This window comes from Pseudomonas sp. Irchel 3A7, assembly GCF_900187565.1.
Taxonomy (GTDB): Bacteria; Pseudomonadota; Gammaproteobacteria; order Pseudomonadales; family Pseudomonadaceae; genus Aquipseudomonas.
On the sequence record NZ_FYED01000005.1, the window covers coordinates 1 to 14,332 of the forward strand.

The window sequence follows — 14,332 nt, forward strand, 5'->3', positions numbered from 1 at the left end:
GAGGCAAGAGCGCGAAAGTCGCGCTCATCGCCTGCATGCGGGTACTGCTGATCAGGCTGAATGCCATGCTGAGAGACGGCACCGAATGGCGGTGACGAATGGCAGGGTGAAGACAGTTGCTCCCACATGGGTTTTGTGAACGCCCAAGATCCCTGTGGGAGCTGGCTTGCCAGCGATGGCGTCAGCCCGGGCGACAGAAAATCCCGATCAACGCGCAGGAATCACCAACTCCCGCAGTCCACTGGCATGCTCAATCAATTCGCCGGGCAACTTCAGCCGCTGATCATCCAGGTACCGATAATCCTGGCGCGCCGCCGTCAACCGGCTCAGGTCCAGTTCCACCGCAAACCGCCCCTCCTCGCGCCCGGCCTCGAACAACAGCGTGCCCAGCGGATCCACCAGCGCACTGCCGCCGGCAAACAGCAAACCGCCGTCACCCTCTTCCACCCGGTTGACCATCAGCGCAAACGCCTGGTTTTCCTGGGCGCGGGCCATGATTGCGGTGCGGTGGGTCGGGCCGTAGGGGTCCATGTTGCCGTTGGTCACCAGCAGCAACTCGGCACCCAGTTGCGCCAGGGCGCGGGCGGTTTCCGGGAATTCGATGTCGTAGCAAATCAGCAGGCCGACACGCACGCCGTTCCACAGGCAAGTGGCGTAGCGATCGCCCGCTTCAAAGACGCCGCGATCCGACGCCCACAGGTGGGTCTTGCGATACTTCAGCGCTATGCCTTCGGGGGTGATCAGCAGCGTGGTGTTATAGAAACGGCCGCTGTCGTTCTCGGCAGTACCGATGACCACGGCGATGTTGCGTTCACGGGCGGCGGTGACAATCGCGCTGACGGTCGGGCCGTTCAGCGGTTCGGCGACCTCGGCCACGGACTCGGCCGACGGGAACCCCATCAAGTGGCTTTCCGGAAACATGATCAGCTGCGTATCGGCAGCGCAGGCATTGATGGCCGCCAGGGAGCGTTCGAGGTTGTAAGCCGTGTCGTTGTCACGGCCCGCCAATTGGGCGAGTTCGACTTTCATGGGTAGTCCTTGTTCTGAACGCCGGAAAGATTGCCCGGTCGCTGTCTGTGCGCCAGTATGCGCAGCAAGCGGGCGGCCCGGAAATCACGCCGCTGGGGTAACACGATAGGGGTAGATGCATGACACTCTCGTTGGACGACATCGCCTGGCACCGTTCGGTGGGGCAACTGATCGACGCCCTGGACAAGCCCAACTTCTGGACGCAGCTTGTCCGATTGCTGGATCAATATGTGCCCTGCGACAGTTGGGTTGCGTTGCTGTTCAGCGCCGACCAGCACCCGCAAGTGTTCGCCGAATGCCCGGGCATCGACGGCAGCCCCGATCAGTTGTTCCAGGATTACCTGCGCGGGCTGTACCTGCTCGATCCGTTCTACATCGCCTGCCGCGAGCAGTCGCGCACGGGTTTGTATCGTTTATCGGAAGTGGCGCCGGAGCATTTCGAACTCACCGAGTACTATCAACGATACTTTCGTGTGAATGTCGTGGCCGACGAAATCCAGTTTAATTGCCAGCTCGAAGGCGACCGCACGCTGTGCCTGTCCCTGGGCAGCAAGCAGCGTTTCAGCGCGCAGCAGATTGCCTTGCTGTCGCTGATTGCGCCGTGGGTGCTGGGCCTGCTGCGCCAGCGCCTGCCGTACGAGATCAACGAAGTCGTGGCCCTGGCGCCTGCGCCGGTACAAGGCGATTGGCGGGTACAGCTGGAAGCCTCGGTACAACAACTCAAGGGCGCGCAATTGACTGCCCGGGAGCTGGATGTCGGGCGCCTGATGCTCAGTGGCTGCTCCAGCAAGGAAATCGCCCGCAAACTGGAAATCTCGATAGAAACCGTGAAAGTCCATAAGAAACACATGTACAGCAAGCTGGGGATCAAGTCCCAGTCCGAGCTGTTTTCGATTTTTCTCCAGGCACAAAATGCCTGAAATCCTGGGGGAATGATCTTTGCTTTTTACTGTGGGAGCGGGCTTGCCCGCGATAGCGACCTTTCAGCAATAAATTATTCGACTGACACCACGCCATCGCGGGCAAGCCCGCTCCCACAGGGATCTCCATGCCCCCTGCAACCGAGTCCGAACCCAAGGAAACCGTATGAGCCTGTCACTCCTGAGCCGCTACGCCTTCTTTGCCGTCTGCGTGATATTCACCCTCGCCAGCCTGCCTTTCCTCGAACACGACTGGCTCTGGCCTTTCACCGCCATCACCGGCGTGCTCAGCCTGATCGGCATAGGCGACTTGCTGCAAAGCCCCCACGCGGTACGGCGCAACTACCCGATCCTCGGCAACATCCGCTACCTGGTTGAAGGCATTCGCCCGGAAATCCGCCAGTACCTGCTCGAGTCGGATAGCGATGCCCTGCCCTTTTCCCGCGCCCAGCGTTCGCTGGTCTATTCCCGAGCCAAGAATGAAAGCGCCGACAAGCCCTTCGGTACCTTGATCGATGTCTACCAGTCGGGCTTCGAATTCATCGGCCACTCCATGCGCCCGGCGCCCTTGAGTGACACCAGCGGTTTCCGGGTCACGGTCGGCGGCCCGCAATGCACCCAGCCGTACTCCGCCTCGGTGTTCAACATCTCCGCCATGAGCTTTGGCTCGCTCAGCGCCAACGCCATCCGTGCGTTGAACCAGGGCGCCAAACTCGGCAACTTCGCCCACGACACCGGCGAAGGCAGCATCAGCCCCTATCACCGCGAACACGGTGGCGACCTGACGTGGGAACTGGGCAGCGGCTATTTCGGCTGTCGCACCGCCGACGGCCGCTTCGACCCGGAACGCTTCGCGGCACAGGCGCGAACCCCGCAAGTGCGAATGATCGAAATCAAGATGAGCCAGGGTGCCAAGCCTGGTCATGGCGGGATCCTGCCCAAGCACAAGGTCACCCAGGAAATCGCCGACACACGTGGCATCAACATGGGCGAAGACTGCATTTCTCCGTCGCGGCACAGCGCGTTTTCCACGCCGATCGAGATGATGCATTTCATCCAGCAGCTGCGTGAGTTGTCCGGCGGTAAACCGGTAGGCTTCAAGTTCTGCCTCGGTCATCCGTGGGAGTTCATGGGCATCGCCAAGGCCATGCTGGAAACCGGCATCCTCCCGGACTTCATCGTGATCGACGGCAAGGAAGGCGGCACCGGTGCCGCCCCCGTGGAGTTTACCGACCACATCGGCGTGCCGATGCGCGAAGGGTTGCTGTTCGTGCACAACACCCTGGTGGGCCTGAACCTGCGGGACAAAATCAAACTCGGCGCCAGCGGCAAGATCGTCAGCGCCTTCGACATCGCCAGCGTCCTGGCCATCGGTGCCGACTGGGCCAACTCGGCGCGCGGCTTCATGTTCGCCATCGGTTGCATCCAGTCGCAGAGCTGCCACACCAACAAATGCCCGACCGGCGTCGCCACCCAGGACACCCTGCGCCAGCGCGCGCTGGTGGTGCCGGACAAGGCCCAGCGCGTCTACAACTTCCACCGCAACACCCTCAAGGGCCTGGCGGAAATGCTGGCGGCCGCCGGCCTTGAACACCCCTCTCAGTTATCGGCCAAGCACCTGGTGCGGCGCATGTCGGCAACCGAGATCAAACTGTTCTCGCAGTTGCACGTGTTCCTCAAGCCTGGGGAGTTGCTGACCGGGGAAGTGAATGGCGAGTTCTACTCGCGGATGTGGCAGATGGCGCGGGCGGACAGTTTCGAGCCAAACGAAGTGGTCGCCGCCTGACGCTGACGGCCCCGGCCAGCCGCTTCACCAACGAAGCGATTTGATCGGGGCCGGTTCTTTCATGACGATGAAACCGTAATCACCCAGCAAGTAAATCCGGTAGTAAGGGCTCTCCACCACCGGTGAAAAGTTCTGATAACCCACCCGCGTTGCATTGCGCCGCTCCCGCTCCGCGACCACGTTGGTGATGCCTACCTTGGGCAGGTTTTCCGCCAGCATGTAGAAGTCGATGTTCAGCAGATAGTGCAGTACCGGCAGCTGCTTGAACGAACCGGCGGCCCCCAGCAACCAGTAATCGGAATAGGTCACTGACATGTAAATACGCTTGGCTTCGCGCAAGGCGCGATGGTTGCTGATATCGCGCTCAAGGCTGAAGAGCGCGCTGTTGGCGAAGGTCTTCTGCACCGTCAGTACCCGACCGTAGGCAAACGACAACGACAGCATCGCCAACAGCGGCACCAGCAACAGCAGCGGCAATCGTTCATGCACTGACGCCATCGCCAGATGGCTCAAATAGAACAGCAGCACCAGCAGCACCGCAAATCCCATCAGGGTCCGGGCGCCCTCGTTGAAGTCGCGAAAGATCAACGCCACACCCGACACCAACAGCAACACCAGCGGTACTGTCAGCACGCACAGCAGGCCGATCGACAACCGCTTCGGCACGCTCTCCTTGCGCCCCACGATGTTCTTTCCCAACAGAGCTGCCCCGGCAATGGCGCAAAACAGCAACACGGCGAACACCCAGATAAATCCGCCATGTAACAGCAGCATGACTTTTTCCAGCACCCGGCCGATATTGATATCGATTTGCAGCAGGGGCTGCGCCGACCAGTTGAGTAGCAACGTACGATTCTGGCCCAGGAACGGATAGGCCGTGGCGCAGTAAATCAGCCACCCCAACAGCACCTGGGCAAGCTTCCAGCCGATCAAGGCGCCCCACTCAGGCCAGGGCATTTTTTCCTCGGCAGCCCTGAGCAGCTCCAGACAGCACAGCCCGAGAAACACATTCAGACTGATCTGATACAGCCCCAGTGCCAGCGCAATCAGAAACGAAGGCACCAGCCATTGCATGTTGCGCGAAGGATGGCGAAACGTAATGGCGTAGATCACCGCCACCAGGCTCAAAGCCATGGGCGCGCCGTCGTATTGGTAGGACAGGTTCTGCAGGAGGAACGGGTTGTACCAGAGCGGCAACAGCACCAGGCAACAAGCGATGGTCGGCTGACGAAAATAATGAAACGTCAGGCTGGTCAGTGCCGAGGACATGGCCACGATGGCGATCAACAACGGCAACGGAAAGATATTCGGTGCCGCATCGGTGAAGGTCAGCGCGTTGTAGAACAACTGGGTGAACAACCGCCCCTGCTCCGCCCAGGCCATGCCGGCCGAGAGCGAACGCCAGTTGTCATCGATGTAGGGATAATCCGCGAGGATCAGCGGCACGACATACACAAAGGTCGCCAGCAGAAAAAACAGCCAGGCTTGGCGACGCCCCATCTCCTTGACGAAAAAATCGCTGAACCTGCCCATACTAAGGCTCACGCCGCGGTTTGCCGCCGACAATGTCTTTGACCACATAGCGCGGCCGGTGCTTGGCCTCTATGTAGATCCGCCCGATGTACTCCCCCAGGATGCCGATCCCGATCAGTTGCACGCCGCCGAGAAACAGAATGGCGGTCATCAATGAGGGGTAACCGGGCACGCTGTTGTCGTTGAAAATTTTGTCCAGCACCATGTACACCGCATACAGCACGGCGAAGATCGAAATCCCGCCACCGACGTAGGTCCACAAACGCAACGGCACGGTGCTGAATGACGTCACGCCCTCCAGCGCCAGGTTCCACAGTTTCCAGCCATTGAACTTGCTTTTCCCCGTCACGCGCGGGGCTCGCTCGTACTCCACCACCACCGTGTTGAACCCGGCCCAGGACAGCACGCCTTTCATGAACAATTGATGCTCGGGCAGGGTACGGATCACATCGACCACCTTGCGGTCCATCAGGCGGAAGTCCCCGACGTTCTCTTCGATCCGGGTGTACGAAATGCGATTCAACAGGTGGTAAAACAACGACGCGCTGTGGCGTTTCAGATAGCTGTCGGCATGACGATCCTTGCGTTTGGCCAATACCACATCCGCACCGTTGCGCCATTGTTCGATCAGTCGCGGGATCACGCTGATCGGGTCCTGCAGGTCGACATCCATCGGAATCACCGCGTCGCCGGTGGCGTACTCCAGACCGGCAAACAGCGCCGGCTCCTTGCCGAAGTTGCGGGAAAAATTGATCAGCATGACCTGATCGTCCGCTTGCGCCAGGGCCGTGGCGCGCTCTGCCGTCAGGTCGGTGCTGCCGTCGTTGATGAAGACGATTTCCACGTCGCCATCGTCGAGTTTCAGCTCTCGCCGCACGGCCTGATAAAACACATCGATCGCCTGTTCTTCGTTGAACACCGGAACGATGAGCGAGATCTTCATGTATTACGCTCGCGAAAGACCACGTACTTGGAAAACAGGAAACCCAATACCAGGCTCAACGCCGAAAACAACGCCACGGTCAGCAAACCGTGCAACCGCCACAAGTCACCGGCATGGCCGACGCCATAGCTCAACGCCCCCATCGCTGCCATGAACAACAGATAGCCGCCGACCGACGCCTTGCTGTCAAAGGTGTAGAGCGCATTCATGTAGAAGGAAAACGAGGCGGCAACGCAAAACGCCGCCAGATTGCTGACAGCCTGTCGCAGGCCTGCTGCGACGCTCAGCAGGAAAAAGATCTGCCAGTGAATAAGGGTGTTGGCAACCCCGATCACCGTGTAACTGGAAAAGCCCCTCCACAACCGCCTCATACTGACAATCCTGTGCTGGACGACGTTGTACTTCCCCATAAGTATTTGAGCTCGTCTGCTGTCAGAAATCGCAGGCATGAGCACCTTTCAGACCAGCGGTTAAACGCCCCGTCAACATCCCGTAATACCCCGCCTTTGCAATTGCCGGCGAATCGGGCCACCCTGCGCGCCGCCGATGTGCGGCGGGCAACCGTGCGCGCCTCCGGCTACTCCTTTTGTTCAACACCTGTTTACGAGCTTGCCGTCATGACGATAGCGCGCGATCACCGGATCGATTTTTTTCGCGGCCTGGCACTGATCTTCATTTTCTGGGATCACGTGCCCCACAACCCTTTGGGCCAGATCACCCTGCGCAACTTCGGCTTCAGCGATGCCGCCGAAGTCTTCGTGTTCCTGGCCGGCTATGCCGCCGTGCTGGCCTACGGCAAAGTACTGGCCCGGGAAGGCTTTCTGATCGCCTGTGTGAAAATCCTGCGGCGTGCCTGGGTGCTCTATGTGGTGCACATCTTCCTGCTGGCGATGCTGATGGGCATCGTGTTCTTCGCCAACAGCCATGTGGAAACCCGCGACCTGGTAGAGGAAATGGGCATGCACCACTTCATCAGCGACCCTCAGCAGGCGTTGATCGATGAACTCTTGCTGCGCTTCAAGCCGAACCTGATGGACCCGTTGCCGCTGTACATCGTGCTGCTGGCCGGGTTGCCACTGGCGTTGCCGATGCTGGTGCGCAAGCCTTGGGTGGTGGTGGCCATGTCGCTGGCGGTGTACCTGATGGTGCCGCTGTTCGGCTGGAACCTGGCTGCGATCAAGGATGGCGTGTGGTACTTCAACCCGGTCGCCTGGCAGCTGCTGTTTGTGTTGGGCGGTGCCGCCGCGATTCGTGCCCAGCGCCCACGCCTGCCTGACACTCGATCGTTACTGCGCCAGCCATTATTCATGACCGCGGCGGTGTACGTCGTCGTTGCCGGGGTGTTGACCGTTGCGTGGCGCTGGCCGCAGATTCACGACGCGCTGATGCCGGCCAGCCTGAGCAATCTGCTGTACCCGATCAGCAAGACCAACCTGTCGCCCGTGCGCCTGCTGCACTTCCTGGCGCTGGCCTACGTCACGGCGAAACTGCTGCCTGATACCGGCTGGACACAAACCTGGCTGGCACAGCAAAGCTGCCGCATGGGACGTTTTTCGCTGGAGATCTTCTGCCTGGGCGTATTGCTCGCGCCGCTGGCGGACATGCTCAACGCCCTGACCGACGACGCGTTTGCCATGCAGATCTTTACTGCGTTGGTGGGCGCCGGGTTGATGGCGTTGCTGGGGGCGTGGCTGGAGTTCAACAAGCGGTTGAATCGACCCTTGCAAAGCGCGCCCGCTTGATAGCAGTAAAATTTACAAACCTTTGTGGCGAGCAAGCTCGCTCGCCACAACAGCTCTTTCAACCTACGAAGCCGAACGCACCGCACCCTGCGATGCATTGGTCGGCTGCAGCTTGAACACATAGAACAACACCGTCAGCAGCACCAGGAATGCCGGGCCGACATACAGCGCCACACGGGTATCCGGGAAGTACGCCATCAGGCCAACCACCAGCACCAGAAACGCCAACGCCAGATACGAGCTGAGCGGGTACAACCACATGCGGTATTTCAGGCCGGCGCGCTCACTGGCAGTCAAACCTTTGCGGAACTTGAGCTGGGCCAGCAGGATCATCACCCAGGTCCAGATCGCCCCGAAGGTGGCAATCGCCGTCACCCAGACGAAGACTTTCTCAGGCACCAGATAGTTGAGCAACACGCCCAACAACAAGGCGCCGATCGACAGCAGCAACGCGCGACGCGGCACGCCGTTGCTCGAGGTTTTGGCGAAGCCTGCCGGGGCCTGGCCATTCTGCGCCAGGCTGTAGAGCATGCGCCCGGTGCTGAAGATGCCACCGTTGCACGACGACAGCGCCGCGGTGATCACCACGAAATTGATAATGCCGGCGGCGGTCTTGATGCCAAGGCGCTCGAAGGTCATCACAAACGGACTGCCCTGGGTGCCGATTTCGTTCCACGGGTAGATCGACAGGATGACGAACAACGCACCGACGTAAAACAGAAGAATCCGCCAGAACACCGAGCCGATCGCATTGGGAATGGTCTTCTGCGGGTTCTTCGCTTCACCGGCGGTCAGGCCGATCATCTCGACACCGAGGTAGGCGAACATGACCATTTGCAGGGACATCAACACGCCTTGCACGCCGTTGGGCATGAAGCCGCCGTGGGACCAGAGGTTGGAAATCCCCAACGCCACACCGTCGTTGCCGAAACCAAAGGCAATGATGCCGATACCGCCCAACACCATGGCAATGATGGTGACGATCTTGATCAGGGCGAACCAGAATTCGAACTCACCGAACGCCTTGACCGCGATCAGGTTGATCGAGCCCATGCTGACCAACGCGGCGAGCGCCCAGATCCAGCGCGGTACGTCGGGGAACCAGACGCCCATGTACACCGCCACGGCAGTGATCTCCGCGACACAGGTCACCAGCCACAAAAACCAGTAATTCCAACCCGTCAGGAAACCCGCCAGCGGGCCGAGATAGTCCTGGGCATAACGGCTGAACGATCCGGCAACCGGGTTGTGCACGGCCATCTCGCCAAGGGCGCGCATGATCACCAGGATCGCCAGACCACCGATGATGTAGGAGAGCATGATGGCCGGGCCAGCCATTTCAATGGCCTTGGCCGAACCGAGAAACAGACCGACACCGATACAGGCACCGAGCGCCATCAGGCGGATATGCCGTTCACCGAGTTCGCGTTTGAGCGGGCCGCCCTGAGCGGTCTCGCCCTGGGGCAAGTGATTGCCTGTTGGCATAGGGGTACAACCTCGTCTTGTTATTGGATATGACCACCGAGTGTTGAAGCGCTGGCTGATAAGCCATGGCTTCCCGTAACCGGTCCTGCTTTGTGGGCGGAACCGTCTGACAGGGGGGAACCTGCGAGATCAGCGGGGTGTGCAGTATAAAAAGCTGACGATAGATGTTTTCACTCTATAAACCACAAAATTCAGGCGTACTTCTCGATAAAACAGGGATTTTTGGAGATAGATTGACTGGATTTTGTAGGATTTTTCGCTATTTAAAGCGGCGCCGAGTATTGCAAGGTGTTGGTGCAGCGTCATTCCCACCGCTTGGCATTGGTTTACCCGTCGACATGTCTAGCCCAGCCGTTTCAGAGCAACTCACTACATAATGGTGACGAGGTGCCCTGTGGCGAGGGGATTCATCCCCGTTGGGTCGCGAAGCGGCCCCCTGCGTCCATCCAGATAGATTGGTTTTTTCTGATTTACGACTGCTGCGCAGCCGAACGGGGATATCCCCTCGCCACAGATGAATCCACCTATACAGGAAGCCCGCCGCCTCTCCCTCCATCCTGCCAGCCACCGATCAAAGTGGATCCACGATGATTGGGCCTTCACAATTTTTTCACCATCGCCAACCACCGACTAAGCTTCAGACAAGTCCGATCAATCTGCGTGAATGGATCAGTCGACTATGGGCGCTTTATGGCAAACCGATTCGAGTAAAACTGTGGTCCCGACTGAACGAGTGGATGAAGAAGCGCCTTTACCTGAAAAACCCCGCCGTAGCCGACACGGCTGGAAGGCTTTCTGGTTGTTGCTGCTGATTATTGCGGTCGTCGTGGGTCTGGCGGCGTCCAAGGAGATGCGCACCTCCCGATTTCAGGCCCGGGAGGTCAGCAAGTTTGCCAAGACCCTGAGTTATGAGCTCAAACCCGGTCCCAGCGATGCGATTCACTACCCGGGCGCCGGGCCGTTCGATCTGCGCCTGGGCTACAGCTCCCTGGGCGAGTTCCTGCCGCGCTTGCTCAAGCGTGATTACGTGATTTCCGCCCAGACCCGCTTTTCCCCGGAGCTGATGAACTATACCGACAAGGGCTTGTTCGTGCCCTATGCGGAAAAGATCCAGGCCGGGTTGTCGATCACCGATTGCAAGGCGGCGCCGCTGTACCAGTTCAACTACCCGCAACAGCTTTATTCCAGCTTTGAGTCGATCCCGCCGGTGGTGGTCAACAGCTTGCTGTTCATCGAAAACCGCTTCCTGCTCGACCCGCGCCAGCCCCTGGCCAACCCGGCCGTGGACTGGCCGCGGTTCGGCATGGCGGCCTATACCCAGGTTGCCAAGATGTTGCACCTGCCCGGCCAATCGGCAGGCGGCAGCACCCTGGCGACGCAGCTTGAGAAGTACCGGCACTCGCCCGATGGCTTGACAGCGTCGGGCGGGGAGAAAATCCGCCAGATGATTTCCGCCAGCGTGCGCGCCTATCAGGATGGGCCGGAAACGCTCAAGGCCCGGCAGAATGTGGTGCGCGATTACCTCAACAGCGTGCCTCTGTCGGCGGTGCCGGGTCACGGCGAAGTGCACGGCATGGCCGAGGGTTTGCGCGTCTGGTACGGCGCCGACTTCAACCAGGCCAATGAACGCCTGGCCAGCAACGCGACGGATCCACAGAGTCTGGCGGAAAAAGGTCTGGCCCTGCGCGAAATGTTGTCATTGATGATCGCCCAGCGCCGACCTTCCCATTACCTGACCAAGGGCCGCGAGGAACTGGCCAGTCTTACCGACAGCCATATTCGCCTGCTGGCGCAGAACGGCGTGATCGATAAGCCTTTCGCCGATGCGGCACTGGCCAGCAAGGTCACGTATCGCGACTGGTTGACCCAGCCGACCATTCAACCGATCGAAACCAACAAGGGCATCAGCGTGGCACGCAGTCGCCTGGCCGGGTTGCTCAACCGTCCGCTGTACGACCTCGACCGCCTCGATCTCTCGGCCACCAGCACCCTGCAGGGTGACCTGCAAACCCAGGCCACCGCCTACCTCAAGCGCCTGGCCGATCCGGCCTTTGCAACAGAGATCGGCCTGATGGGCGAACGCTTGCTGACCCCCACCAGCACCACCCAGGTGCGTTACAGCTTCACCCTCTTCGAGCTGACCCCGGACGGCTCGCGGGTTCGGGTGCAGACCGACAGCACCGATCAGCCGTTCGACATCAATGAAGGCAGCAAACTGGAATTGGGCTCCACGGCGAAAATGCGCGTGCTCACCACCTACCTGCAAATCATTGCCGAAATACACGACAAATATGCCGGCATGACCGTTCCGGAATTGAAGAAAGTCGAGGTGCCGGAGCAGGATCGCCTGAGCCGCTGGGTTGTCGATTATCTGATCCAGAACAAAGACCGCAGCCTGCCGCCCCTGCTCAGCGCCGCACTGGACCGCAAATACTCGGCCAGCCCCGGCGAAGCGTTTTTCACCGGCGGTGGTCTGCACACGTTCAATAACTTCCGCAAGGAAGACAACGGCCGCTTGCCGACCCTGCGCGATGCCATTCGGGAGTCGATCAACCTGCCGTTCATTCGCCTGATGCGTGACCTGGTGCGCTACACCACTTATTCAGGCCCCAACAGCAGCGCCGAACTGCTCAAGGACGATCGCGATCCACGGCGTCAGGAATACCTGGCCTCCTTCGCCGACCGCGAGGGTACGTCGTTCCTGCTGAAATTCTGGAAGAAGTACAAAAACAAGGACACCCAGGCGCGACTCGAAACCTTCCTCGATGGCATGCGCCCGACGCCGATCCGCATGGCCGCCGTGCACCGTTACTTGCTGCCCCAAGCCAGTCAGCAAAGCTTCAACACCTTCGTGCGCTCGCACCTCACGGGGACCAAGCTCACCGAAAAACTCACCGACGAACGCCTTGAACGACTCTATCTGGCCTACGGCCCCGGCACCTACGACCTGCCGGACCAGGGCTTCATCGCCAAGGTGCACCCGCTGGACCTGTGGATGATGGGCTACCTGCTCAATCACCCCGATGCCACGTTCAAGGACATCGTCAAGGCCAGCCAGTTCGAGCGCCAGGAAGTCTACAGCTGGCTGTTCAAGAGCCGGCACAAGGGCGCCCGCGACAACCGTATCCGCACCATGCTGGAGATCGAGGCGTTCCTCGACATTCATCAGCGCTGGCAGAAAGTCGGCTACCCGTTCGACCATCTGGTGCCATCGCTGGCCACCGCCATCGGCAGCTCCGGCGACCGCCCCGCCGCCCTCGCCGAGCTCATCGGCACCATTCTCAACGACGGCGTGCGCATGCCGACGCTGCGTATCGACAGCCTGCACTTCGCGGCGAACACGCCGTATGAAACCAAGCTGATCAATGACCCGGATGTGGGCAAACGGGTGATGCCGTCCGAGGTCGCCACGGCCTTGCGCGAGGCCCTTTCCCAGGTGGTGGATGCCGGTACCGCCAGGCGGGTGGCCGGGACTTTCATTACGCCAGATGGCAAAACCCTGGCCATGGGCGGCAAGACCGGCACCGGCGATAACCGCATCGAAGCGATCGGTTCCGGCGGGCGCATTCTGAGTTCGAAGTCGATCAACCGCACGGCAACTTTCGTGTTCTACATCGGCGATACCCACTTCGGCACCCTCACCGCCTTCGTACCAGGGCGCAGCGCCGAGAGTTTCACCTTCACTTCCGCACTGCCCGTGCAAGTGCTCAAGGGCATGGCACCGATTCTCAACCCCTACTTGCAACCGGGTACTCATACGCAGTGCCTGCCGATTGAAATGGTGCGACGCTGAGGGTGCTGGCCGACAGGGCAGCGCCATAGCGTTATCTGGCCGTTTGTGGGCCATAATTATTTATCGCTTATATTCAAAATCAAAAACACCCCGCCTAATAAACATGAAATAACCCACGAACAATTCCGGCTTTTTATTTAAGCCCCGGGCGATACGCTATTTATCTTTCAACTACGCCAGATAAATAACGATGCCAAACTTGAACCCCATAATCCCTTCTGTTGCGGAAACAAATAAAGGACGTCATTACGAACGCATCAAAAGCGCCATCAGCCCTCAATTCAAAAAAGCTTCCCCGGATCGTGCGCGAGTACTGAATACAACACCTCTGGCAGTCCAGAACTGGTATGGCGCCGCCGGCCACGACTCACTGAAAACCGCCAACCTGCAAGCCTGGGAAGCACAAAACCAGGCAGATCAGACGTTCGGAAAGGTACTGGATATTTATGCTTTCGCTGAACCCTTACTAAAAGCCAGGCTTAAAGAAACACATAAAATCGACGTGGATGTACGGTCCACTTACTTGCGTCTTTACTTCCCGAAAAAAACGCCTTGGTATGTCATTGACATGCAACCGGGCTATTCCAGTCGAACGGTGTCCTTGCTGGATGCGGCACTGCACAATTTTGCAGCGTCCGAAACCTTTACCGCCGATTCGGATTACATCAGCAAGCCCGATGCAAACGGGCACTTCGATGTCAACCCGGGCGTTGATCGAACTGTTACGGCTGACGCGGTGATTCAGCGCCAGCGAGGAATTGCTGGTCTGCCCGGTGAACACGTTGCGCTGACGAATGCGCGTGCCGTCCGGCAGGGTGTCGTAGGTGTTGGTGGTATCCAGCCAGCTGCGGTTGTGACTGATCACCAGGCTGCCGGCGCCATAGTTGTACAGGCCTTGCAGATCGAGCCCGGTGCCGTGGTCTTCGGTCTGGTAGAAGTTGGCGTACATACTGGTGCTGTTGGCCAGGGTCCAGTCAATGGAGGTGCCGTATTGCAGCTTTTCCCGAACCTGACGTGTCGACAGCCCGAGGATCACCCGGGGATGCAGCAAGTAGTTGTTGTTGAACTCGACTTTAAGATCGATGATGCTCGCGCCGCCGA

The 14,332-nt window shown here is 59.5% G+C and carries 9 protein-coding genes and 2 pseudogenes; 5 read left to right on the plus strand and 6 right to left on the minus strand.

Annotated elements, in window-relative coordinates:
- Window positions 1–207: 207 nt before the first annotated feature.
- Window positions 208–1,029, minus strand: a complete 822-nt coding sequence (locus CKW21_RS09400; protein WP_095193708.1) for a carbon-nitrogen hydrolase family protein — start codon at window positions 1,027–1,029, stop codon at window positions 208–210.
- 119 nt (window positions 1,030–1,148) lie between these two features.
- Between CKW21_RS09400 and CKW21_RS09405 the strand changes: the two genes are divergently transcribed.
- Window positions 1,149–1,949, plus strand: a complete 801-nt coding sequence (locus CKW21_RS09405) for a LuxR C-terminal-related transcriptional regulator (RefSeq protein WP_095193709.1) — start codon at window positions 1,149–1,151, stop codon at window positions 1,947–1,949.
- A 166-nt stretch (window positions 1,950–2,115) separates the two neighbouring features.
- On the plus strand, window positions 2,116–3,735 hold the full coding sequence (locus tag CKW21_RS09410; protein WP_095193710.1) for an FMN-binding glutamate synthase family protein: 1,620 nt from the start codon (window positions 2,116–2,118) through the stop codon (window positions 3,733–3,735).
- A gap of 24 nt (window positions 3,736–3,759) precedes the next feature.
- On the opposite strand, the gene CKW21_RS09415 is transcribed toward CKW21_RS09410, so the two are convergent.
- The 3 genes from CKW21_RS09415 to CKW21_RS09425 are packed head-to-tail and all read right to left on the minus strand — an operon-like array spanning window position 3,760 to window position 6,582.
- The gene (locus CKW21_RS09415) at window positions 3,760–5,268 is read right to left on the minus strand and encodes a glucosyltransferase domain-containing protein (protein WP_095193711.1); all 1,509 of its coding nucleotides are present in this window, start codon (window positions 5,266–5,268) and stop codon (window positions 3,760–3,762) included.
- A 1-nt stretch (window position 5,269) separates the two neighbouring features.
- Window positions 5,270–6,211, minus strand: coding sequence for a glycosyltransferase family 2 protein (locus tag CKW21_RS09420; RefSeq protein WP_095193712.1), 942 nt, complete (start codon window positions 6,209–6,211; stop codon window positions 5,270–5,272).
- Window positions 6,208–6,582, minus strand: a complete 375-nt coding sequence (locus tag CKW21_RS09425; RefSeq protein WP_095193713.1) for a GtrA family protein — start codon at window positions 6,580–6,582, stop codon at window positions 6,208–6,210. The genes CKW21_RS09420 and CKW21_RS09425 overlap by 4 nt, the downstream gene beginning before the upstream one ends.
- A gap of 246 nt (window positions 6,583–6,828) precedes the next feature.
- Between CKW21_RS09425 and CKW21_RS09430 the strand changes: the two genes are divergently transcribed.
- The gene (locus CKW21_RS09430; RefSeq protein WP_095193714.1) at window positions 6,829–7,953 is read left to right on the plus strand and encodes an OpgC family protein; all 1,125 of its coding nucleotides are present in this window, start codon (window positions 6,829–6,831) and stop codon (window positions 7,951–7,953) included.
- A 63-nt stretch (window positions 7,954–8,016) separates the two neighbouring features.
- Here CKW21_RS09430 and CKW21_RS09435 read toward each other — a convergent pair whose 3' ends face one another.
- On the minus strand, window positions 8,017–9,438 hold the full coding sequence (locus CKW21_RS09435; protein ID WP_095193715.1) for an amino acid permease: 1,422 nt from the start codon (window positions 9,436–9,438) through the stop codon (window positions 8,017–8,019).
- 679 nt (window positions 9,439–10,117) lie between these two features.
- Here CKW21_RS09435 and CKW21_RS09440 point away from each other — a divergent pair.
- Window positions 10,118–13,231: a transglycosylase domain-containing protein gene (locus tag CKW21_RS09440; RefSeq protein WP_095193716.1), complete on the plus strand. Its 3,114-nt coding sequence runs from the start codon at window positions 10,118–10,120 to the stop codon at window positions 13,229–13,231.
- 190 nt (window positions 13,232–13,421) lie between these two features.
- Window positions 13,422–13,868 (plus strand): annotated as a pseudogene (locus CKW21_RS32265) (dermonecrotic toxin domain-containing protein); the annotation flags it as partial.
- 63 nt (window positions 13,869–13,931) lie between these two features.
- Here CKW21_RS32265 and CKW21_RS32270 read toward each other — a convergent pair.
- Window positions 13,932–14,288, minus strand: a pseudogene (locus CKW21_RS32270) (pilus assembly protein PapC); the annotation flags it as partial.
- Window positions 14,289–14,332: the final 44 nt, after the last annotated feature.

Coding starts and splice junctions, on each gene's coding strand:
- CKW21_RS09400 (WP_095193708.1), bottom strand. CDS start 1,029: ATGAAAGTCGAACTCGCCCAATTGGCGGGCCGTGACAACGACACGGCT.
- CKW21_RS09405 (WP_095193709.1), top strand. CDS start 1,149: ATGACACTCTCGTTGGACGACATCGCCTGGCACCGTTCGGTGGGGCAA.
- CKW21_RS09410 (WP_095193710.1), top strand. CDS start 2,116: ATGAGCCTGTCACTCCTGAGCCGCTACGCCTTCTTTGCCGTCTGCGTG.
- CKW21_RS09415 (WP_095193711.1), bottom strand. CDS start 5,268: ATGGGCAGGTTCAGCGATTTTTTCGTCAAGGAGATGGGGCGTCGCCAA.
- CKW21_RS09420 (WP_095193712.1), bottom strand. CDS start 6,211: ATGAAGATCTCGCTCATCGTTCCGGTGTTCAACGAAGAACAGGCGATC.
- CKW21_RS09425 (WP_095193713.1), bottom strand. CDS start 6,582: ATGAGGCGGTTGTGGAGGGGCTTTTCCAGTTACACGGTGATCGGGGTT.
- CKW21_RS09430 (WP_095193714.1), top strand. CDS start 6,829: ATGACGATAGCGCGCGATCACCGGATCGATTTTTTTCGCGGCCTGGCA.
- CKW21_RS09435 (WP_095193715.1), bottom strand. CDS start 9,438: ATGCCAACAGGCAATCACTTGCCCCAGGGCGAGACCGCTCAGGGCGGC.
- CKW21_RS09440 (WP_095193716.1), top strand. CDS start 10,118: ATGGGCGCTTTATGGCAAACCGATTCGAGTAAAACTGTGGTCCCGACT.